The sequence below is a fragment of the Rhodanobacter sp. sgz306013 genome, assembly GCF_057031145.1.
Map to the genome: position 1 here is coordinate 830,197 of NZ_JBXCIJ010000001.1, position 20,442 is coordinate 850,638.

Sequence of the window (20,442 nt, forward strand, 5' to 3'; positions counted from 1 at the left end):
GGCGCTAAGGTGTGAGCCTGTTGCTGCATCTTATACCGGGGTCGTCATGCAAGAAGTTCGGGATTTCCAGGCTTGGCCCGATGCCCAGGGCCGCTTTGGCCAGTTCGGCGGCAGCTACGTGGCCGAGACCCTGATGGCGCCGCTGGCCGAATTGACCGAGGCCTACCTGCGCCTGCGCCAGGATCCGGCATTCATCGCCGAACTGGACCGCGACCTCACCCATTACGTGGGTCGGCCCAGTCCGGTGTATTTCGCCGAGCGGTTGACGAAGCAGGTGGGCGGCGCGCGCATCCTGCTCAAGCGCGAGGACCTTAACCACACCGGCGCCCACAAGATCAACAACACCGTGGGCCAGGCGCTGGTGGCGCGGCACATGGGCAAGACCCGCATCATCGCCGAGACGGGCGCCGGCCAGCACGGCGTGGCCAGCGCCACGGTGGCGGCGCGGCTGGGCCTGAAGTGCGTGGTCTACATGGGCGCCACCGACATCGAACGGCAGAAGATCAACGTCTACCGCATGAAGCTGCTCGGGGCCGAGGTGGTGCCGGTGACTTCCGGCTCGAAGACGCTGAAGGACGCCCTGAACGAGGCCATGCGCGACTGGGTCACCAACGTGGCCGACACCTTCTACATCATCGGCACCGTGGCCGGCCCGCATCCGTATCCGCTGATGGTGCGCGACTTCAACGCCATCGTGGGCCGGGAGGCGCGTGCGCAGATGCTGGAGCAGTACGGGCGCCTGCCCGATGTGCTGACCGCGTGCGTGGGCGGCGGCTCCAACGCGATCGGCCTGTTCCATGCGTTCCTCAACGACCGCGGCGTGCGCATCGTCGGCGCCGAGGCGGCGGGCGAGGGCATCGCCACCGGCCACCACGCGGCGTCGCTCTCGGCGGGCCGCCCCGGCGTGCTGCATGGCAACCGCACCTACGTGCTGTGCGACGACGATGGCCAGATCACCGAGACGCACTCGGTCTCGGCCGGCCTGGACTATCCCGGCGTCGGCCCCGAGCATGCCTTCCTCAAGGACGCAGGACGGGCCGAGTACGTGGGCGTCACCGACGACGAGGCGCTGGCGGCGTTCCACCTGCTGGCGCGCACCGAGGGCATCCTAGCCGCACTGGAGTCCAGCCACGCGGTGGCGCAGGCGATCAAGCTGGCACGCGAGTACCCGAAGGACGGCATCGTGTTGTGCAACCTTTCCGGTCGTGGCGACAAGGACGTGCACACGATTGCCGCGCGCGAAGGGGTGCAGGTATGAGTCGCATCGATCGTCGTTTCGCCGCGTTGAAGGCCGCCGGCCGCACCGGCCTGATTCCCTTTGTCACCGCGGGTGATCCCTCGCCCGAACACGCGGTGGCGTTGATGCACGCGCTGGTCGAGTCCGGTGCCGACCTGATCGAGCTGGGGGTGCCGTTCTCCGATCCGATGGCCGACGGTCCGGTGATCCAGCACGCCAGCGAGCGTGCCATCGCCAGGGGCGTGGGTCTGGACGACGTGCTGGGCTGGGTGGCCGAATTCCGCCGGCGCGATGCCGACACGCCGGTGGTACTGATGGGGTACCTCAACCCGATCGAGATCCACGGCTACGCGCGCTTTGCCGAAGAGGCCGTGCAGGCCGGCGTGGATGGCGTGCTGCTGGTGGATTGCCCGCTGGAGGAATCGGCGGTGCTGGCGCCGTTGCGCAACGCGGGACTGCGGCAGATCCTGCTCGCCGCACCCACCACGGCGCCGGAGCGCCTGGCGCAGTTGTGCGCAGCGGCGGAGGGCTTCCTCTATTACGTGTCCTTCGCCGGCATCACCGGCGCCGCGCGCTTGAGCACCACCGACATCGCCGCGCGCGTGGCCGACATCCGCGGCCGCGCCAATGCGCCGGTGGCGGTGGGCTTCGGTGTGCGCGACGCGCAGAGCGCGAAGGCCATCGCCGGCTTCGCCGACGCGGTGGTGATCGGCAGCGCGCTGGTGGAACGGCTGCAAGGCGCGGCGTCCGTGGTGGAGGTCGAGGAACGGGTCAGGGATTTCCTCGCGCCGATCCGCGCGGCGCTGGATGCCGGCTGAGCGCGCCACGCGCCACACCACACGCCGGCGTCCGGAGCGTTCCTTCGTTCTCGGCTAGAATGCGCGCTTCACCAGAGGCGTCGCTATGAACTGGCTGCAGAAGATCATGACCCCGCGCGTGCATACGCATGGCCCCGCCGCCGGCAAGGGGAAGGTGCCCGAGGGCGTGTGGGAAAAGTGCGCGGGCTGTGGTTCGGTGCTGTACAAGCCAGAGCTGGAGCGCAACCTGATGGTTTGCCCGAAGTGCGGGCACCACCACGCCATCCGCGCCCGCACGCGACTGCTGGCGTTCCTGGACGAAGGCTCCGCGCAGGAGCTGTGGCCGAGCATGGAGGCCACCGATCCGCTGAAGTTCCGCGATTCCAAGAAATACCGCGACCGCATCGTGGCCTCGCAGAAGTCCAGCGGCGAGAAGGATTCGCTGGTCGCGATGAGCGGCCGCCTGAAGGGCCGGCCCCTGGTCGCCACCGCGTTCGAGTTCGGCTTCGTGGGTGGCTCCATGGGGTCGGTGGGCGGCGAGAAATTCGCCCGTGCCGGCGAGCGCGCGCTGGCCGAGAAGAGCGCGCTGGTGTGCTTCGCCGCCAGCGGCGGCATGCGCATGCAGGAAGGCCTGTACTCGCTCATGCAGATGGCCAAGACCTCGGCCGTGTTGGCGAAGCTGCGCGATGCCGGCGTGCCCTACATCAGCGTGCTGACCAACCCGTCCACCGGCGGCGTCTCCGCCAGCATGGGCATGCTGGGCGACATCAACATCGGCGAGCCGAAGGCGCTGATCGGCTTCGCCGGCCCGCGCGTGATCGAGCAGACCGTGCGCGAGACCCTGCCCGAGGGCTTCCAGCGCTCCGAGTTCCTGCTGGAACACGGCGCGATCGACATGATCGTCGACCGCCGGGAGATGCGCGACAAAGTGGCCGATGTGCTCAACCTGCTGCAGAAGGCGCCGCGCGCGGCGTGACGACCCGCTGCATCGCGCGCACGATGCCGCCTGCGGGCGGCATCGTCGTTTCCGGCGCGGCGGTTTTCCACAAGCGGTGTGGATGCCTGCCAAACAAAGCTGTGGACAAGCCCGGTTCGCTGCTTTGGCGACAAGCACTTGGCACGCATTGATGATTTTCTGCGCAGCGCGCCGCGCGTTTTCCACAGCGATTGTGGAAGCGCATGGGCACAGCCTGTGGATAGGTGTCGCAAGTGCTTGAGCGTGCAGCGCAGTGCGACGGCTTGCGCAGGAGTTGCTCAGGCGATTGCGGTCACGACGTGTGGCAGCCACAGCGATACGGCCCCCAAGGAGCCGCCGATGCCGATCGCGGCCAGCACGTCGCTGGGGTAGTGCAGGCCCAGGATCACGCGCGATGCGGCGACCAGCGTGGTGAACGTCAGCAGCAGCGGTGCCAGCAACGGATACCAGGCCAGCGCGACGATGGTGAAGCCCACCGCCTGCAAGGTATGGCCGGACGGGAAGCTGAACTCGTCCAGCGGCGGCACGTGCGCGATCACGCCTGGGCAGGCGCGGAACGGGCGTGGCCGGCGCGTGTGCCGCTTCAGCAGCCGGTAGAGCAGCAGGGCGGCCAGGCCGGTGGCGGCCATGTGTGTGGCGGCGAGCAGGCCGCGCCAGCCATCCAGCGCGACCAGTGCCAGCATCAGCGCATACCAGAACACGCCGTTGCCGAGCCGGCTGACCGTGCCGAAGAACACGCCCACCGCACGGCGCGCGCCCCAGCGGTTCGCCGCCATGCAGACGCGGCGGTCGAACGCGAGGCTCCTAGGCATGGATGGCGACTGTATCGTGCCCATGGTCGCGCTCCTCGGCCAGTTCGCGCAGCAGGGTTTCGAATTCGCGTATCACCATTTCCGGCGACAGCCGCGCCATGCTCTCGTGCGCGGCCCGGCCCATGTGGCGGATCAGGCCGGGGTTGGCCGCCAGCCGGGCCGTGGCCTCGACGAAGGCGGCCGCCTCACCGGTGGCGATGCAATAGCCGTTGTAGTTGCTGCGCAGGTGTTCGCGCGCCGCGCCTTCGCGATACGCCACCACCGGCAGGCCGCTGGCCAGCGCCTCCAGGATCACGTTGCCGAACGTTTCGCTGAGGCTGGGAAAGGGGAACAGGTCCGCGCTGGCGATGTGCCGTGCCAGCGCCTCGCCGCGTTGCGTGCCGGCGAAGACGAAATCCGGGTTCGCGTCCTGCAGCGCGGCGCGCGCCGGGCCGTCGCCCACCCACACGTAGCGCATGGCGGGCAGGTTCTGCTGCGCGGCGCGGAAGGACTGCACCGCCAGCTCGAGGTTCTTTTCCGACGCGATGCGGCCCACGTAAAGCATCACCGGGGCGCCGGCATCGACACCCCACTGCGCGCGCAGCGCCGGGTCGCGCCGGCCGGGGTGGAACAGTCGCGTGTCCACCGCGCGGCGCAGCAGGCGGGTGTTGTCCACGCCGAGTTCGGCGAGTTCCTGCGCCAGCGCATCGGTAGGCACGAGCGTGGCGCCGGCGCGACGATGGAAGCGGCGCAGGTGACCCCGTACGAGCGGGGTGAGCCAGCGCAGACCGTAGTGGCTGGCATAGCTGTCGAAGCGTGTGTGGAAGCCGGTCGCCACCGGAATGCGCAAGGCGTTGGCCGCGCGCAGCGCCGATACCCCCAGCGGACCCTCCGTGGCGATGTAGATCGCATCCGGACGTTGTTGCGTCCAGCGTTCGCGCAGGGCCTGCCCGGCCGGCAGGCCGAAGCGCAGGCCGGGATAGCGCGGCAGCGCCACGCCGCGCGTGAACAAGGTGTCGAAGCCCGGTTCGGCCACACCTTGCCGCGCCTGGCGCGGCCGCACCACGTCGATGGAATGGCCTCGCGCGGCGAGTCCGGAGGCAAGTCCGTGCACGGTGAGCGCCACGCCGTTGATCTCCGGTGGCCAGGTCTCGCTGGCGATACCGATACGCATGACGGTGGCCCTCGCGTGGATTGCGTGCAGTGTCGTGGCCCTGGTTTGCGCAGGCGTGGCTGCCGCGTGACGCGACGATGACGTGGCTGGCCCCGGGCGTCTCGGCCTCGGGAGCTGGGGCCCCGCCGGGCACGCATGCCTTGTGGCTGGAACCGGACGATGGCAATCACTCGATCTGCCGCTGGTGTCCAGGCGGACTGCCGCGCACTTGCAGCGGTCAGCGGCCGAAATACACCGACACGCCGAGTCCGGCCTGCCATTCGTCGGTGTGGCCGGAAAGGTGATGACGCGCACTGGCGTCCAGTTGCAGGCGCGGCGTGGCCAGCCAGGCAACGCCGGCGCCGACCAGGCTGCCGCGGCCGGTCGTGGCGTCCTGCAACAACACCGCTTCGGCATAGACGCCCAGGGAGGGGGTGAGCGCATAGCTGTCATTCAAGGCCAGCAACCTGCTGTCGCGCCCGGCCGACCGAACGTCCTGCAGGTACAGCGCCGCGGTGTTGCGTGCATTCCATTGCCAGTTGAAATCAGCGCCGAGCAGGTATTGCCGCCGTGGGTTGCGGAACGCACGTGCGCCGTCGGTGAACTCCACGCTGCCCAGCATGCCCCAGCTGAAGGCGCCGGAAGCGGGCAACGCGAATTTCACGCCCAGTGTGCTGTCGCTGCGACCGTTGCTGCGAAGGTCCGTGCCTGCGCCGCTCTGGCGCAGGCTATTCCACGCACTGCCCAGCTGCAGTTCCAGCGAGGCGCCCAGGCCTGCGCGCAACAGGCCGTCGGCGGTGTATTGAGCGTTGGTGACGCCGGCCTCGCGGCCGCGACTCCAGTCGGGCAGTCCCTGTTCCCAGGTGAGGTCGCCGGCCTTGAGCACGGCCGGCGTGAAGCCGAGGCCGGGGCGGTCATAACCGGGGTTGTCGTCGGCCCTGGCCGCATGCGGCAACGCCAGCGCGAACAGCGCCGCAAGCACGGCAGGCGCACACTGCAAGCGGTCGCCGTATCGTCGGTATCTCATGTCCGGGTTCCGTGGTGGGTGCGATGTCGGCATGACGGGTACCACGCGCGAGCGTACTATGCGGCTCGGCCCATCCGGTCCCCGCGGAGGCGCGCCGTGAAGCGCATGCTGTTTGTCCTGGCCCTGTCCATGCCCTGCGCTGCCCAGGTCGGCCTGCCGATGCAGCAGGACGCGCCGGAGCCGTCCGCCGGTGCGGGCCGTCATTCACATCTGTTCGAGCTGAAGTTTGTGCTGCGGCCGGCGCCGGCGCGTGACGGCAGTCTGCCGCGGATCCAGTTCGACGACCAGGCGCCCGCGGTCGTGCCGCCGTCCCGGGGGCGGCAGGCCTATCGCCGGCTCGGCTTGCCCGGCCCCGGACCGAACGCGGAAATCTGCGAAAGCTGGGCCTGCGAGGCCCTCGGCCGGCGCTAAACGCCGTGCGGCCATCGGGTAGAATCGCGCGTTTCCAATCGTTGCCATGTCCCGATGACCGTCCGCACCCGCTTCGCCCCCAGTCCCACCGGATTCCTGCATATCGGCGGCGCGCGCACCGCGCTCTACTGCTGGCTGGAGGCGCGCCGGCGCGGGGGCGAGTTCCTGTTGCGGATCGAGGACACCGATCGCGAGCGCTCCACCGACGAGGCGGTGCAGGCGATCCTCGACGCGATGGCCTGGCTGGATCTCTCCGCCGATGGGGCTGCGGTCTACCAGACGCATCGTCTCGCCCGCTACAAGGAAGTGGCCGAACGCCTGCTCGCCGAAGGCAAGGCCTACTACGCCTATGAGAGCAAGGAGGAGATCGAGGCAATGCGCGAAGCCGCGATGGCGAAGGGCGAGAAGCCCCGCTACAACGGCTTCTACCGCGACCGCAACGAACCGTACCGCGACGATCCGAACCGGGTGATCCGCTTCAGGAACCCGCTGGAAGGCTCGGTGGTTTTCGAGGACAAGGTGAAGGGCCGGGTGGAGTGGTCCAACGCCGAGCTGGACGACCTGGTGATCTTCCGTTCCGACGGCTGGCCCACCTACAACTTCGCGGTGGTGGTGGACGACGTCGACATGGGCATCACCGAGGTGATCCGTGGCGACGACCACGTCAACAACACGCCGCGCCAGATCAACATCTACAAGGCCCTCGACAAGCCGGTGCCGGAATTCGCGCACCTGCCGATGATCCTCGACAAGGAGGGCAAGAAGCTCTCCAAGCGCACCAATTCGGTGAGCGTGATGGAGTACCGCGAGGAGGGCTACCTGCCGCACGCGATCCTCAACTATCTCGTGCGTCTGGGCTGGTCGCACGGCGACCAGGAGATCTTCTCGCGCGAGGAGATGATCACGCTGTTCGACGTCGCCGACGTCAACAAGGCCGCCTCGCGCTTCGATACCGAGAAGCTCAAGTGGCTGAACCAGCACTACCTGAAGACCGACGATCCCGCCGCGCTGGCGCCCGAGTTCGAATGGCAGCTGGCCCGCGCCGGCATCGACGCGACCAAGGGACCTGCGCCAGCCGATGTGATCGTGGCGCTGCGCGACCGCGTGCACACCCTGAAGGAAATGGCCGAGCGCGCGAAGCTCTGGTACGGCCCCATCGTGGAATGGGACGACAAGGCCGTCGCCAAGCACCTGAAGAACGATGGCGCCGCCGCGGTGCTGCAGGCAGCCGGGGACCTGCTGGCCGAGGTCGATTGGAAGCCGGAGTCGATCCATGGCGTGATCGAGCAAGTGGCCGCGAAGCTTGAACTGGGCATGGGCAAGGTCGCCCAGCCGCTGCGCGTGGCGATGACCGGCACCCAAGTGTCGCCGTCGATCGACCACACCATCTATCTGTGCGGCCGTGCCGAGGCGTTGAAGCGCGTCCAGCATGCGCTGGTGCTGGCGCGCGGCTGAAGCCGCAGGCGGGCGGGGCGACGTCGTGCACGAGTTGCTGAACCGCGCCTTGCAGGGCGTCGATCCGGACGCTCCCGGAGCGTTCTGGAGAGTCTTCCTCAACCTGTGGGCGATGGTGCCATGGGCCGCGCTGTTTTGGTGGAACCTGTTGTTCGTGGCGGTGGGCGCGCTGCTGGGCTGGTGGCGTGGGCGCCTCTGGGAAGGCATCGCGTGGGCCTGGGTGCTGGGGCCCATCGGCTGGATCGTGCTGTGGCTGCGCACGCGTGTCCGCGCACGTCCCGTGCCGCCGCCACTGCCGCGCTGACGGACCGGGCCGGCTTGCGATCTTCCGCCGGCGGGCATGTATCATCCCCGCGAGGAGAGCACCTTGGCACACGACGTCACCCACAAGCCGCAAGCCCATCATTCGCACCATCATGACGCGAAGGGTTTCGTGCGCGAGGTGGCGCATGTCAGCGAGGAGCGCGGCCTGCGCCTGACCCCGCTGCGCATGGAAGTGCTGGAGCTGGTCGCTGCCGCGGCCAAGCCGGTGAAGGCCTACGACCTGCTGGACCAGTTGCGCGAGAAGCATGGCAACGCGGCACCGCCCACGGTGTACCGCGCGCTGGATTTCCTGCTGGAGCAGGGCTTCATCCACAAGCTGGAATCGATCAACGCCTTCGTCTCCTGCCATCACCCGGCCGAGGCACACCAGGTGCCGTTCCTGATCTGCGATGTCTGCTCCGGTGCCGAGGAAGTTTGCGACGAACGCGTCGCGGAACTGATCGAGGCGCAGGCCAAGGCGCTGGGCTTCCGCGCCCAGGCGCAGACGCTGGAAGTCCACGGTGTCTGCAAGCGCTGCCGCAAGTCCTGATCGGGCGCCGCCGCTGGGAAGCCCGGCCGCTTGTGTGGCGTGATTGTTATAAAGTAACATTGACTGCATGGACAGGACCGCAAGCTCCGCCGAAGCCGACCAGGTGCTGCTGGACCCCGTGGCGATGGGGCCCGTCGCCGACGCGACGAAATCCGCGCGCTGGTGGCACTTGGCTGATCGCGTGGGGGCCACGGCCTCGTTCCTATGCGCGGTCCACTGCGCGCTGCTGCCCTTCGTGCTGACCGTGCTGCCGCTGCTCGGCCTCGGCTTTCTGGCGGGGCACCGCTTCGAGCGCGGCTTCGTGACGTTCGCCGCCACGCTGGCGCTGTTCGTGCTGCTCAGCGGCTATCGCCGGCACCACCGGCTGTTGCCGTTGCTGCTGGCGCTGCCGGGGCTGGCGCTGCTGCTGCTGGGCGTCACCTGGGGCCTGGCGTATCCGATCGCCGTGCACAGCACGTTGGTGACCTGCGGCGGCCTGCTGGTCGCGTCGGCGCATTTCGTGAACCTGTATATCGATCGCCGACGTGGCCATGCGGCGGCGCACGTCCACGGCGCGCAGTGCGCGCATTGAGACCAATCCGTGCCATCCGCTGCCACGACCATGATCGTCGGCGCCTCGCGGGGGCTGGGTCTTGCTCTGGCTGCCGAATTCCTGGGACGGGATTGGAACGTCATCGGCACGGTCAGGGCGGGCCCTCGAACCGCACTGCATGACCTGGCGGACAGGCACCCGGGCCGCGTCGAGGTCGAAACGCTCGACATCAACGCGCCGGACGAGATCGCCGCGTTGCGCGGACGCCTTGCCGGCAGGGCGCTCGACATTTTGTTCGTCAACGCGGGAACGACCACGCGTGACCAGGGTGTGCGCGTCGGTGACGTGGCGACGGAAGAGTTCATCCGCGTGATGGTGACGAACGCGCTTAGCCCCATGCGCGTGATCGAATCACTGCAGGATCTCGTGCCGGCGGATGGACTGATCGGCGCCATGTCGTCCGGGCAGGGCAGCATCGCCAACAACGAAACCGGGATGCGCGAGGTCTACCGCGGCAGCAAGGCCGCACTGAACATGTTCATGCGCAGCTTCGCGGCGCGCGAAGGCGCGCATCCGCGGGCCATGGTGGTGCTCGCTCCGGGGTGGATTCGCACCGACCTGGGCGGGCCGGACGCGCCGTTTACGCTCGACGAGAGCGTGCCGCTGCTGGTTGACGTGCTGATGTCGAAGCGCGGCGCGCCCGGCCTGGAGTATCTCGATCGTTTTGGCCGGGTCGTACCCTGGTGAACGAGCGTCGGCAGCCCGCGCGGTGATTGTGTAACGCCGCTTGCGCTTCCTAGCATGAGTGCATGAACGCCACACACCCCCATCCGCACCGTCACGGGCACCCGCATTCGGCAGATGCGCAGGGGCACGATCACGCTTCGCATGCCGGCATGCGCGGCCGCAAGCTGCTGCTTGCCTTCGTCCTGACCACGCTGACCATGCTGGCCGAGGTGGTTGGCGGCCTGTGGTCGGGCTCACTGGCCCTGCTCACCGATGGCGGCCACATGATGGTGGACGCATTGGCGCTGCTGATGGCCTTCGTCGGTGCGCGCATGGCGCTGCGACCGGCGGACGCGCGGCGCAGCTACGGCTACGGACGGATGGAGGTGCTGGTCGGCTTCGTTAACGCGCTCAGTCAGTTCGTGCTCGTGGCCTGGGTGGTGTATGAAGCCGTCCGGCGCCTGCTGCATCCGGGGGAGATTCTGTCGGGCCTGATGCTGGCCGTGGCCGTCGTCGGCTTGCTGGTGAACCTGCTGGTATTGCGCAGCCTGCACGGCCACGCGCACGACGACGTGAACATGGCTGCCGCCAGCCTGCACGTGCTGGGCGATCTGCTGGGTTCGGTGGCCGCAGTGCTCGCCGCGCTGGCGATCCGGAGGTTCGGCTGGCTGTGGGCCGACCCGCTGCTGTCGTTGCTGGTGGCGGTGCTGATCCTGGCCAGCGCCTGGCGACTGCTGCACCGTTCCGCCCATATCCTGCTGGAAGGGGTGCCGGACGGCATGGACACTCGCGAGGTGGAGGCTGCGTTGGGCAGTGCCGATGCCTCGATCCGCGGCATCCATCATCTGCATGTATGGCAACTGGCCTCCGGTTCGCGCATGGCGACCCTGCATGCCGAGCTGCACGATCCGGCCGCCGCCACGCAGGCGCTGCGGGCGATCCATCGCCTGCTGGGCGAGCGTTTCGGCATACGGCACGTCACGGTGCAGATCGATACGGAGGCCTGCCTCGACCAGCCACGGAATTGCAGCGGTCACGGCCAAGGCTGAGTTCGCCGTTTCCCGCTATGGCGCCGCCGGCGGCGCTGCTATCATGGGCAGCCATCACGCATTGAGGAGATTCCCATGGGCAAGGGCGATCGCAAGACCCGCCGCGGCAAGACCTACCGTGGCAGCTACGGCAACACCCGCGTGCACGGTGCTCAGCCGGCCGTGGTCGGCGCCAAGCCGACCGTGACCAAGCCGGCGGCAGCGAAGAAGGCCGCGCCGAAGAAGAAGTCGGCCTGATCCGCGGCTACCATGCATCACGAAAGACCCCGCCCAGGCGGGGTTTTTTTGTGCCCGCCATCCCTGGCAGGCACCCTTCGGGCCATCGCGATGCGATGTCAAAAATCGCTCCGGGCGATTTTTTGTGCCCGGCATTCCTGGGGTTCGTCCCTCGGTACCGCGCGGGCGGAGAGCGTCTCCGGCGGCTTCGTGCGCGCTTGAGCGGACGGGCACTCCGATCGGTGGCCGGCCCGTGACGGTGCGCTGAATGCGGCGCGGCGCCGGCCGCTTGCGCCGGCCGGCGGGGCTGCCTACAATGTGTTCCATTGTACTAATGCGCTAATACATTATGAAACGTCGATCGCTGGATCCCGAGACGCCCATCGAGTCGGCCGAGCTCAGCCTGTGCCAGGCGCTGCTGTCGCTGAAGGACGCGGACGAGATGGCTGCCTTCCTGCACGACCTGTGCACGCCGGCCGAGCTGGAAGTGCTGGTGGACCGCTGGCGCGTAGTGCCGTACCTGCTCGACGGCGTGGCCTACCGAGAGATCCACGAGCGCACCGCGGTAAGCATCACCACGATAGGCCGGGTGGCGCGTTTCCTCACCCAGGGCAATGGCGGCTACCTGGCGGCCGCGGCGCGTGCCTCGCGCCGTCGCGCGGCGGCGAAGAAGGTGCGCGCATGAAGCCGCGCGACCGCCTGCGCATCGCCATGCAGAAGTCCGGCCGGCTCACCGAGCCGGCGCTGGAGCTGCTGAAGCGCTGCGGGCTTACCTTCCGGCAAAGCCGCGACAAGCTGTTCTGCTTCGGCGAGGGCGAGCCGGTGGATCTGCTGCTGGTGCGGGACGACGACATCCCGGGGCTGATCGCGCAGGGCGTGTGCGAGCTGGGCATCGTGGGGCGCAACGTGCTCGACGAGTTCCGCGTCACCGCCGGCCGCGAGAGCGAGCCGCTGGCCGAGCTGCGTCCGCTCGGCTTCGGGCGCTGTCGGCTCTCGATCGCGGTGCCGCAGGAATTCGACTACCGCGAGCCCGCGCAGCTGTCCGGCCAGCGCATCGCCACTTCGTATCCCGGCCTGCTCGGCGCGTGGCTGCGCGAGCGTGGGGTCGCCGCCGGCGTGGTGACCCTGGCCGGCTCCGTGGAGATCGCGCCGAAGCTGGGCACCGCGGACGCGATCTGCGACCTGGTGCAGAGCGGCGGCACCCTCGTGGCGAACCAGTTGCGCGAGGTCGACGTGCTGTTGGAGAGCGAAGCGGTGTTGGCCGGCCCGCAGGCGCTGCCGGCGGACGAGCGCGGCGACCTTGCCGAGCTGCTGCTGAAGCGGCTCGACGGCGTGATCCAGGTGCGCGAGTCGCGCCTGCTGCTGCTGCAGGCGCCGCGCGCTGCGCTCGATGCGGTGATCCGGCTGCTGCCCGGCGGCCCGCAGCCGACCCTGCTTCCCGTGGCCGGCCAGCCGGACCAGCTGATGTTGCAGGCCCTGTGCGCGGGCGAGGTGAGCTGGCGCGAGCTGGAAGAGATCAAGAAGGCCGGCGCGCGCGAGATGTTCGTGCTGCCGGTGGAGAAGATGTTGGCATGAAGAGCTGGCTTGCATGAAACGGATCGACTGGAATGCGCTGGACGAACAAGGGCGCAGCGAGGCGCTGGCGCGCCCGGCGCAGTCGCGTGCGGTGGAACTGCGCGAAGGCGTGGGCCGCATCATCGCGGAAGTGCGTGCACGGGGTGATGCGGCCTTGTGCGAGCTGAGCGCGAAATACGACCGCTGCGCCTTGACGGAGATCGAAGTCGCCGCCGACGAATTCGCAGCCGCCGAGGTGGCGCTCGATCCCGCGCTGAAGGCGGCGATCCGCGAGGCCGCGGCGCGCATCGAGGCTTTCCACCGCGCGACCGCACCGCAGCCGGTGGGTGTGGATACCGCGCCCGGGGTGCGGGTGGAGCGCATGCTGCGGCCGATCCAGCGCGTAGGCTTGTACGTGCCGGCGGGCAGCGCACCGCTGCCGTCCACCTCCCTGATGTTGGGCATTCCCGCGCGCATCGCCGGCTGCCGCGAGGTGGTGCTGTGCTCGCCCGCGCGCGCCGACGGAAGCTGCGATGCGGCGGTGCTGTATGCCGCGCGTCTGGTCGGCGTGCACAAGGTGTTCAAGCTGGGCGGCGCGCAGGCGATCGCGGCGATGGCGTACGGCACGGCTTCCGTGCCCAAGTGCGACAAGCTGTTCGGTCCTGGCAACGCCTGGGTCACCGAGGCCAAGCTGCAGGTGTCGTCCGAACCCGACGGCGCGGCGATCGACATGCCGGCCGGGCCGTCCGAGGTACTGGTGATCGCCGACGTGGCGGCGAATCCCACCTTCGTCGCCGCCGATCTGCTGTCGCAGGCCGAGCACGGACCGGATTCGCAGGTGATCCTGCTCAGCGATTCGGCCGCCCTGCTGGATCGCGTCGCGCGCGAGGTCGAGCGGCAGTGTGCCGAACTGCCGCGTGCGGAGATCGCGCGACAGGCGCTGGCGCAGAGCCGGCTCATCGCGGTGGCTTCGCTGGCGCAGGCGGTGGAGGTGAGCAACCGCTACGCGCCCGAGCACCTGATCCTGCAGGTGACGGCGCCGCGGCGCCTGCTCGACGGCATCGAGAGTGCCGGCTCGGTCTTCCTCGGCGCGTGGACGCCGGAGTCGGTGGGCGACTACTGCAGCGGCAGCAACCATGTGCTGCCCACCTACGGCCATGCGCGCAGCTACAGCGGCGTGTCGGTGGCCAGCTATCAGAAACAGATCACCGTGCAGGAGCTCAGCGCAGACGGCTTGCGCGGCATCGGCCCGTGCACCGCCACGCTGGCGGCCGCCGAGCAATTGGAGGCGCATCGCCGCGCGGTGACCCTGCGACTGGCCGAACTGGAGTCAATGACATGAGTGTGCTCGATCTCGCGCGGGCGGAGATCCGCGCCTTGCAGCCGTATTCCTCGGCGCGCATGGAGGCCAGCGGCGGCGAGCTGCTGCTCAACGCGAACGAGTCCGCATGGGAGCCCACCGGCGACGGCGGCACCGGCTGCAACCGTTATCCGGAACCGCAGCCGGCGGCCCTGGTGGACGCCCTGACGCGCCTGTACGGCGTGCGCCGCGAACAACTGCTGGTGAGCCGCGGCAGCGACGAGGCGATCGACCTGCTGGTGCGCGCGTTCTGCCGTGCCGGACGCGACGCGGTCCTGATCCAGCCGCCCACCTTCGGCATGTACGCGGTATGCGCGCGCATCCAGGATGCGGGCGTGGTCGAGGCGCCGCTGCGCGGCGACTTCACGCTGGACGTGGACGCCACGCTGGCCGCAGTGACCAGCGCGGTGAAGCTGGTGTTCGTCTGCACGCCGAACAACCCTGCCGGCAGCGTGGTGCCGCGCGCCGACATCGAGAAGCTGGCGCGGGAGCTGGCCGGCCGCGCGCTGTTGGTGGTGGACGAGGCCTACGTGGAGTTCGCCGACGAGGGCAGCTTGGTTGATCTGCTCGCCCGCCACGATAACCTCGCCGTGTTGCGCACGCTGTCCAAGGCCTGGGCGCTGGCCGGTGCGCGCATCGGCTGCCTGTTGGCGCACCCGGACGTGGTGGCCCTGTTGCGCAAGATCATCCCGCCGTATCCGCTGCCGCTGCCCAGCGTGAACGCGGCCCTGCTTGCGCTGTCGGGTTGGGGGCAAGCGAACGCACGCGCGCACATCGACATCGTGCGTGCCGAGCGGGCGCGCATGCGCGTGGCCCTGGCTCGCCTGCCTGGCGTGCGCGTCGTGCTGCCTTCGCAGGCGAATTTCCTCGCCGTGCGTTTCGACGATGCCGGCGCCACGTATCGCCGCCTGTACGAGGCCGGCATCGTGGTGCGCGACGTGCGGCGCTATCCGGGCCTGGACGATGCGCTGCGCATCACGATCGGCACGCCGGCGGAGAACGAGCGGGTGCTGGCCGCCCTGGCAACTCCCATGGCTGCGCGGGGGGCGGCATGACCCGTCGGAGAATTCTTTTCGTCGACCGTGACGGTTGCCTGATCGAGGAGCCGGCAGACGAGCAGATCGACAGCTACGAGAAGCTGGCCCTGCTGCCAGGCGTGATCGCTGCCTTGCAGCGCTTCGTCGCCGCCGGTTACGAGCTGGTGATGGTGACGAACCAGGACGGGCTGGGCACGGACGGTTTTCCCGAGGCGCATTTCACCGGCCCGCACGAGCTGCTGATGCGCATCCTGTCCTCGCAGGGCGTCCGCTTCCGCGAGGTGCTGATCGACCGCAGCTTCCCGCACGAGGGCCTCGACACGCGCAAGCCGGGCATCGGCCTGATGCGCGGCTGGCTCGCCGACGACGGCTGGAGCCGGGCCGCTTCGGTGATGGTGGGCGATCGCGAGACCGACCTCCGGTTTGCCGCTAACCTCGGCGTGCGTGGCTTCCGGGTGGGGGCGCAAGGCCTGGCCTGGGACGAGCTGGCGCACCAGGTGCTCGATGCGCCGCGCGTTGCCGCGGTGGTGCGCAACACCCGGGAAACCCGCATCAGCGTGCGGGTCGATCTCGACAAGGTCGCCGAGCCCAAGGTGCACACCGGCCTCGGCTTTTTCGACCACATGCTGGAGCAGATCGGCAAGCACGGCGGCTTCGCGCTGGAGCTGGCCTGCGACGGCGATACCCATATCGACGAGCACCACACCATCGAGGACTGCGCCCTGGCGCTGGGCCAGGCGCTGAAGCAGGCGTTGGGCGACAAGCGCGGCATCGGCCGCTACGGCTTCTCGCTGCCGATGGACGAGAGTGCGGCGGAGGCACGGCTGGACCTGTCTGGCCGGCCGTATTTCGTGTTCGAGGGCAGCTTCCCGCGCGAGCGCGTGGGCGAGGTGCCCACCGAACTGGTGCCGCACTTCTTCCGCTCGCTGTGCGAGACGCTGGGCGCGAACCTGCATCTCGCGGTGCGCGGCGACAACGCGCACCACATGGTGGAGGCTTGCTTCAAGGTGGTGGCGCGTACGCTGCGCCAGGCGATCCGCCGCGAGGGCGACGAACTCCCCAGCACCAAGGGGAGCCTGTGATGCCGCAATCGACACGCCCGGGTGCAGGAGCGCACCTTGTGCGCGAATGCTCATGCTTCGACAAGCGCCAGAGCCATCGCGCGCAGGGTGGGCTTCTGCGTGGAGGATGCACATGACGGTGGTCCTGGTCGATGCGGGCGGCACCAACATCGGCTCGGTGCGCTATGCCTTGCAGCGCCTGGGCGCGGATGCGGCGCTGACCTCGGACGCGGCGGCGATCCGCGCCGCCGACAAGGTGATCCTGCCTGGCGTGGGTGCGGCCGGGCCGGGTATGGCGCGCCTGCGCGAACTGGACCTGGTCGACCTGCTGCGCTCGCTGACCCAGCCGGTGCTGGGCGTATGCTTGGGCATGCAGCTGCTCTGCGCGCATTCGGAGGAGGGCGATACCGAGTGCCTTGGCCTGATTCCGGCCAGGGTACGTCGCTTCGTCGAGCGTCCCGGCCTGCGCGTGCCGCACATGGGCTGGAATCCGCTGTCGGTGCAGCGGGAACATCCGCTGCTGGCCGGCCTGGGCGAGGGCGAGCAGGCGTATTTCGTGCACAGCTACGCGGTGCCCACGGGCGAGTGGACGCTGGCCACCGCAGACTACGGCGATGCGTTCTCCGCCGTGGTCGCGCGCGGCAACTTCCACGGCATGCAGTTCCATCCCGAGCGCTCCGCCGCCGTCGGCGCGAAGCTCCTCGGGAATTTCCTTGCGCTATGACGAGCACCGTATGACTTTTGCTGTCATTCCCGCCATCGACCTGCGCGGCGGCCGCGTGGTGCGCCTGAAGCAGGGCGACTACGCCCAGCAGACAACCTACGCGGACGATCCGCGCGCCCTGGCGCAACGCTACGCCGCGGCCGGCGCGCGCTGGCTGCACCTGGTCGATCTCGACGGCGCTCGCTCCGGCACGCTGGACAACCTGGGCGTGATCGAGGCGATCGCCAGGGACGGCATGCAGGTGCAGGCCGGCGGCGGCGTGCGCGAGGATGCCGACCTGCAGCGGCTGTTCGAGGCCGGTGTGAGCCGCGTGGTGGTGGGCAGCGTGGCGATCCGCGATCCCGAACGCGTGGCTGGCTGGTTGCGCGAACATGGCGCCGAACGCCTCACGCTGGCGCTCGACACCCGCCGCGTCGACGGCCGCTGGAGCCTGCCCAGCGCGGGCTGGACGGAGGCCGAGTCGCGCACGCTGGATGAACTGGCGCCGTGGTACGCCGCACAAGGTGCGCGCCACCTGCTGTGCACCGACATCGACCGCGACGGCATGCTGGCCGGCTTCAACCTCGAGCTGTACCGCCACCTTGCGGAAGCCGCGCCGCAACTGGCCGTGCAGGCTTCCGGCGGCGTGCGTTCGCTGGAAGACATCCGCGCGGCACGCGAGGCGCGCGCGCGGGGGGTGATCCTCGGACGTGCGCTGCTGGAAGGTCGTTTCAGCCTAGCGGAAGCGCTGGCATGCTGAGCCGGCGCATTATCCCCTGCCTCGACGTGCGCGACGGCCAGGTGGTCAAGGGCGTGCGGTTCCGCGACCACGTGGCGATGGGCGGCATCGTGGACCTCGCGCTGCGTTACCGCGACGAAGGCGCCGACGAACTGGTGTTCTACGACATCACCGCCAGCCCCGAGGGGCGCAGCGTGGACCGCGGCTGGGTGGAGAAGGTGGCGCGGGTGATCGACATCCCGTTCTGCGTGGCCGGCGGCATCCGCTCGGTGAACGAGGCGCGCGCCGTGTTGCACGCCGGTGCGGACAAGGTATCGGTGAATTCGCCGGCGCTGGAACGGCCGGAACTGATCGACGAACTGGCCGCCGCCTTCGGCGTGCAGTGCGTGGTGGTGGGAGTGGATTCGCTGCGCGACGCCGATGGCGAATGGCGCGTGCGCCAGTACACCGGCGACCCCACGAAGACGCGCGCACTGGCACGCCGCACGCTCGACTGGGCGGCCGAGGCGCAGCGGCGCGGCGCCGGCGAGATCGTGCTCAACTGCATGGGCAGCGACGGCGTGCGGCAGGGGTACGACATCGAACAGCTCAAGGCCGTGCGGGCGATCTGCCGGGTGCCGCTGGTCGCTTCCGGCGGCGCGGGCGAACCGGAGCATTTCCGCGACGCCTTCGCCGACGCCGACGTGGACGGCGCGCTGGCGGCCAGCGTGTTCCATTCCGGCGCGATCGCGATTCCTGTACTCAAGCGATACTTGCAGGCGCGGGGCGTCGCGGTACGTACTCCCTGACCCGGCATTCCGGCGCGCGCCGGAACGACGGGAAAACCGAATTTACGAGCATGTCCCGGCATGCGCCGGCAGCAGGTGTTCCGATGACTGGTGGCAATCCTTCCGATCTTTCCCGTCTCGACTGGGCCAAGGGTGGCGGCCTGCTGCCGGTCGTCGTGCAGCACTGGTTGACGGGCGAAGTGCTGATGCTGGGTTACATGAACGCCGAGGCACTGGCCGCCACTCAGGCCACCGGCAAGGTCACGTTCTGGAGCCGCGGCAAGCAGCGGCTGTGGATGAAAGGCGAGAGCTCAGGCCACGTGCTGGCGTTGAAATCCATCCGCGTCGACTGCGACGCCGACACCTTGCTGGTGCAGGCCGAGCCGCAGGGGCCGACTTGCCACCTGGGCACGTCCAGCTGCTTCGGCACGGACGTGCGCCCTCCGCTGGGCTTCCTCGCCGAGCTCGATGCGCTGGTGGCGCGGCGCCACGCCGAGCGCCCGCAGGGCAGCTACACCACCAGGCTGTTCGAGGCGGGCACGCGCCGCATCGCGCAGAAGGTGGGCGAGGAGGGCGTGGAGAGCGCGCTCGCCGCCCTGGCGCAGGGCGACGAGGAACTGCTGGGTGAGGCGGCGGATCTCCTGTTCCACTTCACCGTGCTGCTGCGTGCCCGCGGATTGTCGCTGGCCGATGCCGTGGCGGTGCTGGCGAAGCGGCACGCCGAACGGTGATCGCGGGCCTTAGAGCCTGTTCAGTGTCTCCGAGTGGCCCGCGCCGGGAGCTGTTTGCGCGCAGACCAAGGAAGAAGGAGGGCACGCGGGGAAAGTCCATGGATGGACTCGGCTTTGAGGAGCGAGGAGTGGACGTCCGTCCACGACCGAGTGATCACACTGGGATGTGGGCAAACAGACCCGGCCATTCGAGGGCAACGCGAGCTACGCGGAGACGTTGAACAGGCTCTCAGTACGTCGCCGCGGCGGCGCTGGTGGCCGGCGCGGGCGCTGCCGGCGCGAACGAAAGGGCCGGTCCCGACGTGACGCCCTTGCGCCACGCATCCAGTTGCGCCTCGATGCCCTTGCCGACGTAGCTCTGCGGTTCCGAGGGCGTCAGCTTGTCGCGCCGCTCCCATTGCGCGATCTCGGCCCTGGCCTGGGCGAACGCATCCACGAAGTTGTCGGTGCGGTTCAGCGCGTCGACCAGCCAGGCGTGGCCGAAATAGGTGAGCTCGGATTCGCTCCCGCAGCCGAACGAACTGCGGTCGCTGCGCGCTGCGGTCAGCACCAGGGTGTCGTCGCCGGCCAGCGGCGGAATGAAGCCGCCGGAGTAGCAGGCGTTGACCACCACCACTTTCCACCTGAACGGGTGTTCCTTGAGAATGCCGGCCAGATCCTGCGCGCCGATCTGGTCCAGCGGCAGGGGATCCATGTCCACCAGCAGTTCGTGGTCTTCGCTGCCGTGGGTGGCCAGGTAGAGCATCAGGATGTCATCGGGCTGCATCACCTTGGCAAGGCCGTCCAGGGTGCCTTCTAGGTTGCTCCAGCTGGCTAGCGGGTGCGTGGCGAGCGAGGCGGGGTTGTTCTCCAGCACCAGGGCGTGGGCGCTGGCGCCGAAGCGCCGGCGGAACATCCGGGCCGCGTACTCGGCTTCGTTGCGGAACACGTCCTCGCTGCCGTCGCCAGCGAAGGCGACCAGGTACAGGTTGGGCTTGCCCGGTACGCGTGGGCCGAGCTTCGCCATGGCGTCGTGCAGCAGTTGCGGCTGGTCGTACAGCACCTGTTCGGGCGTGGGGCCCTGGTCCGGCCAGTTGGTGCCGCCGTCGCTGTCGTCGCCGCCGTCGGCGAGGGGGCTGGCCGTGGAGCTGCTGGCGGTTGCCGCGGCGACGGCGCCGGTGGCGGCTTTGGCCGGTGCCGATGCGCGACCGGGCAGCCACAGCATCAGCAGTACGCCGGCGGCGAAGGCAAGCAGGGCGATCAGGGTGGTGCGCATGCGGCGGCTCGC

General features: G+C 69.2%; 24 protein-coding genes. 20 read left to right on the forward strand and 4 right to left on the reverse strand.

The features are described from left to right. Positions 1 to 46: 46 nt before the first annotated feature. The 3 genes from trpB to accD all read left to right on the forward strand — a co-directional run bounded on the left by trpB (position 47) and on the right by accD (position 3,010). The gene (trpB, locus tag AC2EWF_RS03690) at positions 47 to 1,258 is read left to right on the forward strand and encodes a tryptophan synthase subunit beta (RefSeq protein ID WP_483637995.1); all 1,212 of its coding nucleotides are present in this window, start codon (positions 47 to 49) and stop codon (positions 1,256 to 1,258) included. Continuing rightward, positions 1,255 to 2,055 (forward strand): tryptophan synthase subunit alpha, encoded by an 801-nt coding sequence (trpA, locus tag AC2EWF_RS03695; RefSeq protein ID WP_483637996.1) that lies wholly within the window; start codon positions 1,255 to 1,257, stop codon positions 2,053 to 2,055. Before trpB ends, trpA begins: the two co-directional genes overlap by 4 nt. Before the next feature lie 85 nt (positions 2,056 to 2,140). Beyond that, complete coding sequence (gene accD / locus AC2EWF_RS03700) at positions 2,141 to 3,010, forward strand: acetyl-CoA carboxylase, carboxyltransferase subunit beta (protein WP_483637997.1); 870 nt, start codon at positions 2,141 to 2,143, stop codon at positions 3,008 to 3,010. A 278-nt stretch (positions 3,011 to 3,288) separates the two neighbouring features. On the opposite strand, the gene AC2EWF_RS03705 is transcribed toward accD, so the two are convergent. The 3 genes from AC2EWF_RS03705 to AC2EWF_RS03715 form a co-directional block, all read right to left on the reverse strand. After that, positions 3,289 to 3,846: a phosphatase PAP2 family protein gene (locus tag AC2EWF_RS03705; RefSeq protein WP_483637998.1), complete on the reverse strand. Its 558-nt coding sequence runs from the start codon at positions 3,844 to 3,846 to the stop codon at positions 3,289 to 3,291. Next, on the reverse strand, positions 3,815 to 4,975 hold the full coding sequence (locus AC2EWF_RS03710; RefSeq protein ID WP_483637999.1) for a glycosyltransferase family 4 protein: 1,161 nt from the start codon (positions 4,973 to 4,975) through the stop codon (positions 3,815 to 3,817). The genes AC2EWF_RS03705 and AC2EWF_RS03710 overlap by 32 nt, the downstream gene beginning before the upstream one ends. Before the next feature lie 217 nt (positions 4,976 to 5,192). Then, entirely contained in the window at positions 5,193 to 5,981 is a 789-nt protein-coding gene (locus AC2EWF_RS03715; protein WP_483638000.1) for a transporter, read from the reverse strand. A gap of 96 nt (positions 5,982 to 6,077) precedes the next feature. On the opposite strand from AC2EWF_RS03715, the gene AC2EWF_RS03720 reads away from it, so the two are divergent. From AC2EWF_RS03720 to hisIE, 17 genes are all read left to right on the forward strand, one after another. After that, on the forward strand, positions 6,078 to 6,392 hold the full coding sequence (locus AC2EWF_RS03720) for a hypothetical protein (protein WP_483638001.1): 315 nt from the start codon (positions 6,078 to 6,080) through the stop codon (positions 6,390 to 6,392). Positions 6,393 to 6,446: 54 nt separating this feature from the next. After that, the gene (gene gltX, locus AC2EWF_RS03725; protein ID WP_483638002.1) at positions 6,447 to 7,847 is read left to right on the forward strand and encodes a glutamate--tRNA ligase; all 1,401 of its coding nucleotides are present in this window, start codon (positions 6,447 to 6,449) and stop codon (positions 7,845 to 7,847) included. A gap of 25 nt (positions 7,848 to 7,872) precedes the next feature. Further along, positions 7,873 to 8,151 carry a hypothetical protein gene (locus tag AC2EWF_RS03730; RefSeq protein ID WP_483638003.1) on the forward strand — a complete coding sequence of 93 codons (279 nt, stop codon included), beginning with the start codon at positions 7,873 to 7,875 and terminating at the stop codon, positions 8,149 to 8,151. A gap of 36 nt (positions 8,152 to 8,187) precedes the next feature. Beyond that, positions 8,188 to 8,700: a transcriptional repressor gene (locus tag AC2EWF_RS03735; protein ID WP_483638004.1), complete on the forward strand. Its 513-nt coding sequence runs from the start codon at positions 8,188 to 8,190 to the stop codon at positions 8,698 to 8,700. Between the two features lie 67 nt (positions 8,701 to 8,767). Continuing rightward, positions 8,768 to 9,271 carry a MerC domain-containing protein gene (locus AC2EWF_RS03740; protein WP_483638005.1) on the forward strand — a complete coding sequence of 168 codons (504 nt, stop codon included), beginning with the start codon at positions 8,768 to 8,770 and terminating at the stop codon, positions 9,269 to 9,271. Positions 9,272 to 9,301: 30 nt separating this feature from the next. Continuing rightward, on the forward strand, positions 9,302 to 9,979 hold the full coding sequence (locus AC2EWF_RS03745; protein ID WP_483638006.1) for an SDR family oxidoreductase: 678 nt from the start codon (positions 9,302 to 9,304) through the stop codon (positions 9,977 to 9,979). A gap of 62 nt (positions 9,980 to 10,041) precedes the next feature. Further along, positions 10,042 to 11,007 (forward strand): cation diffusion facilitator family transporter, encoded by a 966-nt coding sequence (locus tag AC2EWF_RS03750; protein ID WP_483638007.1) that lies wholly within the window; start codon positions 10,042 to 10,044, stop codon positions 11,005 to 11,007. Positions 11,008 to 11,082: 75 nt separating this feature from the next. Further along, positions 11,083 to 11,244 carry a 30S ribosomal protein THX gene (locus AC2EWF_RS03755; RefSeq protein ID WP_077483554.1) on the forward strand — a complete coding sequence of 54 codons (162 nt, stop codon included), beginning with the start codon at positions 11,083 to 11,085 and terminating at the stop codon, positions 11,242 to 11,244. A gap of 328 nt (positions 11,245 to 11,572) precedes the next feature. Next, positions 11,573 to 11,908, forward strand: a complete 336-nt coding sequence (locus tag AC2EWF_RS03760; protein ID WP_483638008.1) for a YerC/YecD family TrpR-related protein — start codon at positions 11,573 to 11,575, stop codon at positions 11,906 to 11,908. Next, a complete protein-coding gene (hisG, locus tag AC2EWF_RS03765) occupies positions 11,905 to 12,798 on the forward strand; it encodes an ATP phosphoribosyltransferase (protein ID WP_483638009.1) in 894 nt (297 codons plus the stop codon). The genes AC2EWF_RS03760 and hisG overlap by 4 nt, the downstream gene beginning before the upstream one ends. A 13-nt stretch (positions 12,799 to 12,811) precedes the next feature. After that, complete coding sequence (gene hisD / locus AC2EWF_RS03770) at positions 12,812 to 14,119, forward strand: histidinol dehydrogenase (protein WP_483638010.1); 1,308 nt, start codon at positions 12,812 to 12,814, stop codon at positions 14,117 to 14,119. Further along, a complete protein-coding gene (gene hisC / locus AC2EWF_RS03775) occupies positions 14,116 to 15,192 on the forward strand; it encodes a histidinol-phosphate transaminase (RefSeq protein ID WP_483638011.1) in 1,077 nt (358 codons plus the stop codon). Before hisD ends, hisC begins: the two co-directional genes overlap by 4 nt. Beyond that, complete coding sequence (gene hisB, locus AC2EWF_RS03780; RefSeq protein WP_483638012.1) at positions 15,189 to 16,256, forward strand: bifunctional histidinol-phosphatase/imidazoleglycerol-phosphate dehydratase HisB; 1,068 nt, start codon at positions 15,189 to 15,191, stop codon at positions 16,254 to 16,256. Before hisC ends, hisB begins: the two co-directional genes overlap by 4 nt. A gap of 112 nt (positions 16,257 to 16,368) precedes the next feature. After that, positions 16,369 to 16,959, forward strand: coding sequence for an imidazole glycerol phosphate synthase subunit HisH (hisH, locus tag AC2EWF_RS03785; protein ID WP_483638013.1), 591 nt, complete (start codon positions 16,369 to 16,371; stop codon positions 16,957 to 16,959). 10 nt (positions 16,960 to 16,969) lie between these two features. Continuing rightward, positions 16,970 to 17,698: a 1-(5-phosphoribosyl)-5-[(5-phosphoribosylamino)methylideneamino]imidazole-4-carboxamide isomerase gene (gene hisA / locus AC2EWF_RS03790; RefSeq protein ID WP_483638014.1), complete on the forward strand. Its 729-nt coding sequence runs from the start codon at positions 16,970 to 16,972 to the stop codon at positions 17,696 to 17,698. Continuing rightward, on the forward strand, positions 17,692 to 18,465 hold the full coding sequence (gene hisF / locus AC2EWF_RS03795) for an imidazole glycerol phosphate synthase subunit HisF (protein ID WP_483638015.1): 774 nt from the start codon (positions 17,692 to 17,694) through the stop codon (positions 18,463 to 18,465). Before hisA ends, hisF begins: the two co-directional genes overlap by 7 nt. An 83-nt stretch (positions 18,466 to 18,548) precedes the next feature. Beyond that, positions 18,549 to 19,175, forward strand: coding sequence for a bifunctional phosphoribosyl-AMP cyclohydrolase/phosphoribosyl-ATP diphosphatase HisIE (gene hisIE / locus AC2EWF_RS03800; protein WP_483638016.1), 627 nt, complete (start codon positions 18,549 to 18,551; stop codon positions 19,173 to 19,175). A 229-nt stretch (positions 19,176 to 19,404) separates the two neighbouring features. On the opposite strand, the gene AC2EWF_RS03805 is transcribed toward hisIE, so the two are convergent. Next, entirely contained in the window at positions 19,405 to 20,430 is a 1,026-nt protein-coding gene (locus AC2EWF_RS03805) for a C13 family peptidase (RefSeq protein WP_483638017.1), read from the reverse strand. Positions 20,431 to 20,442: the final 12 nt, after the last annotated feature.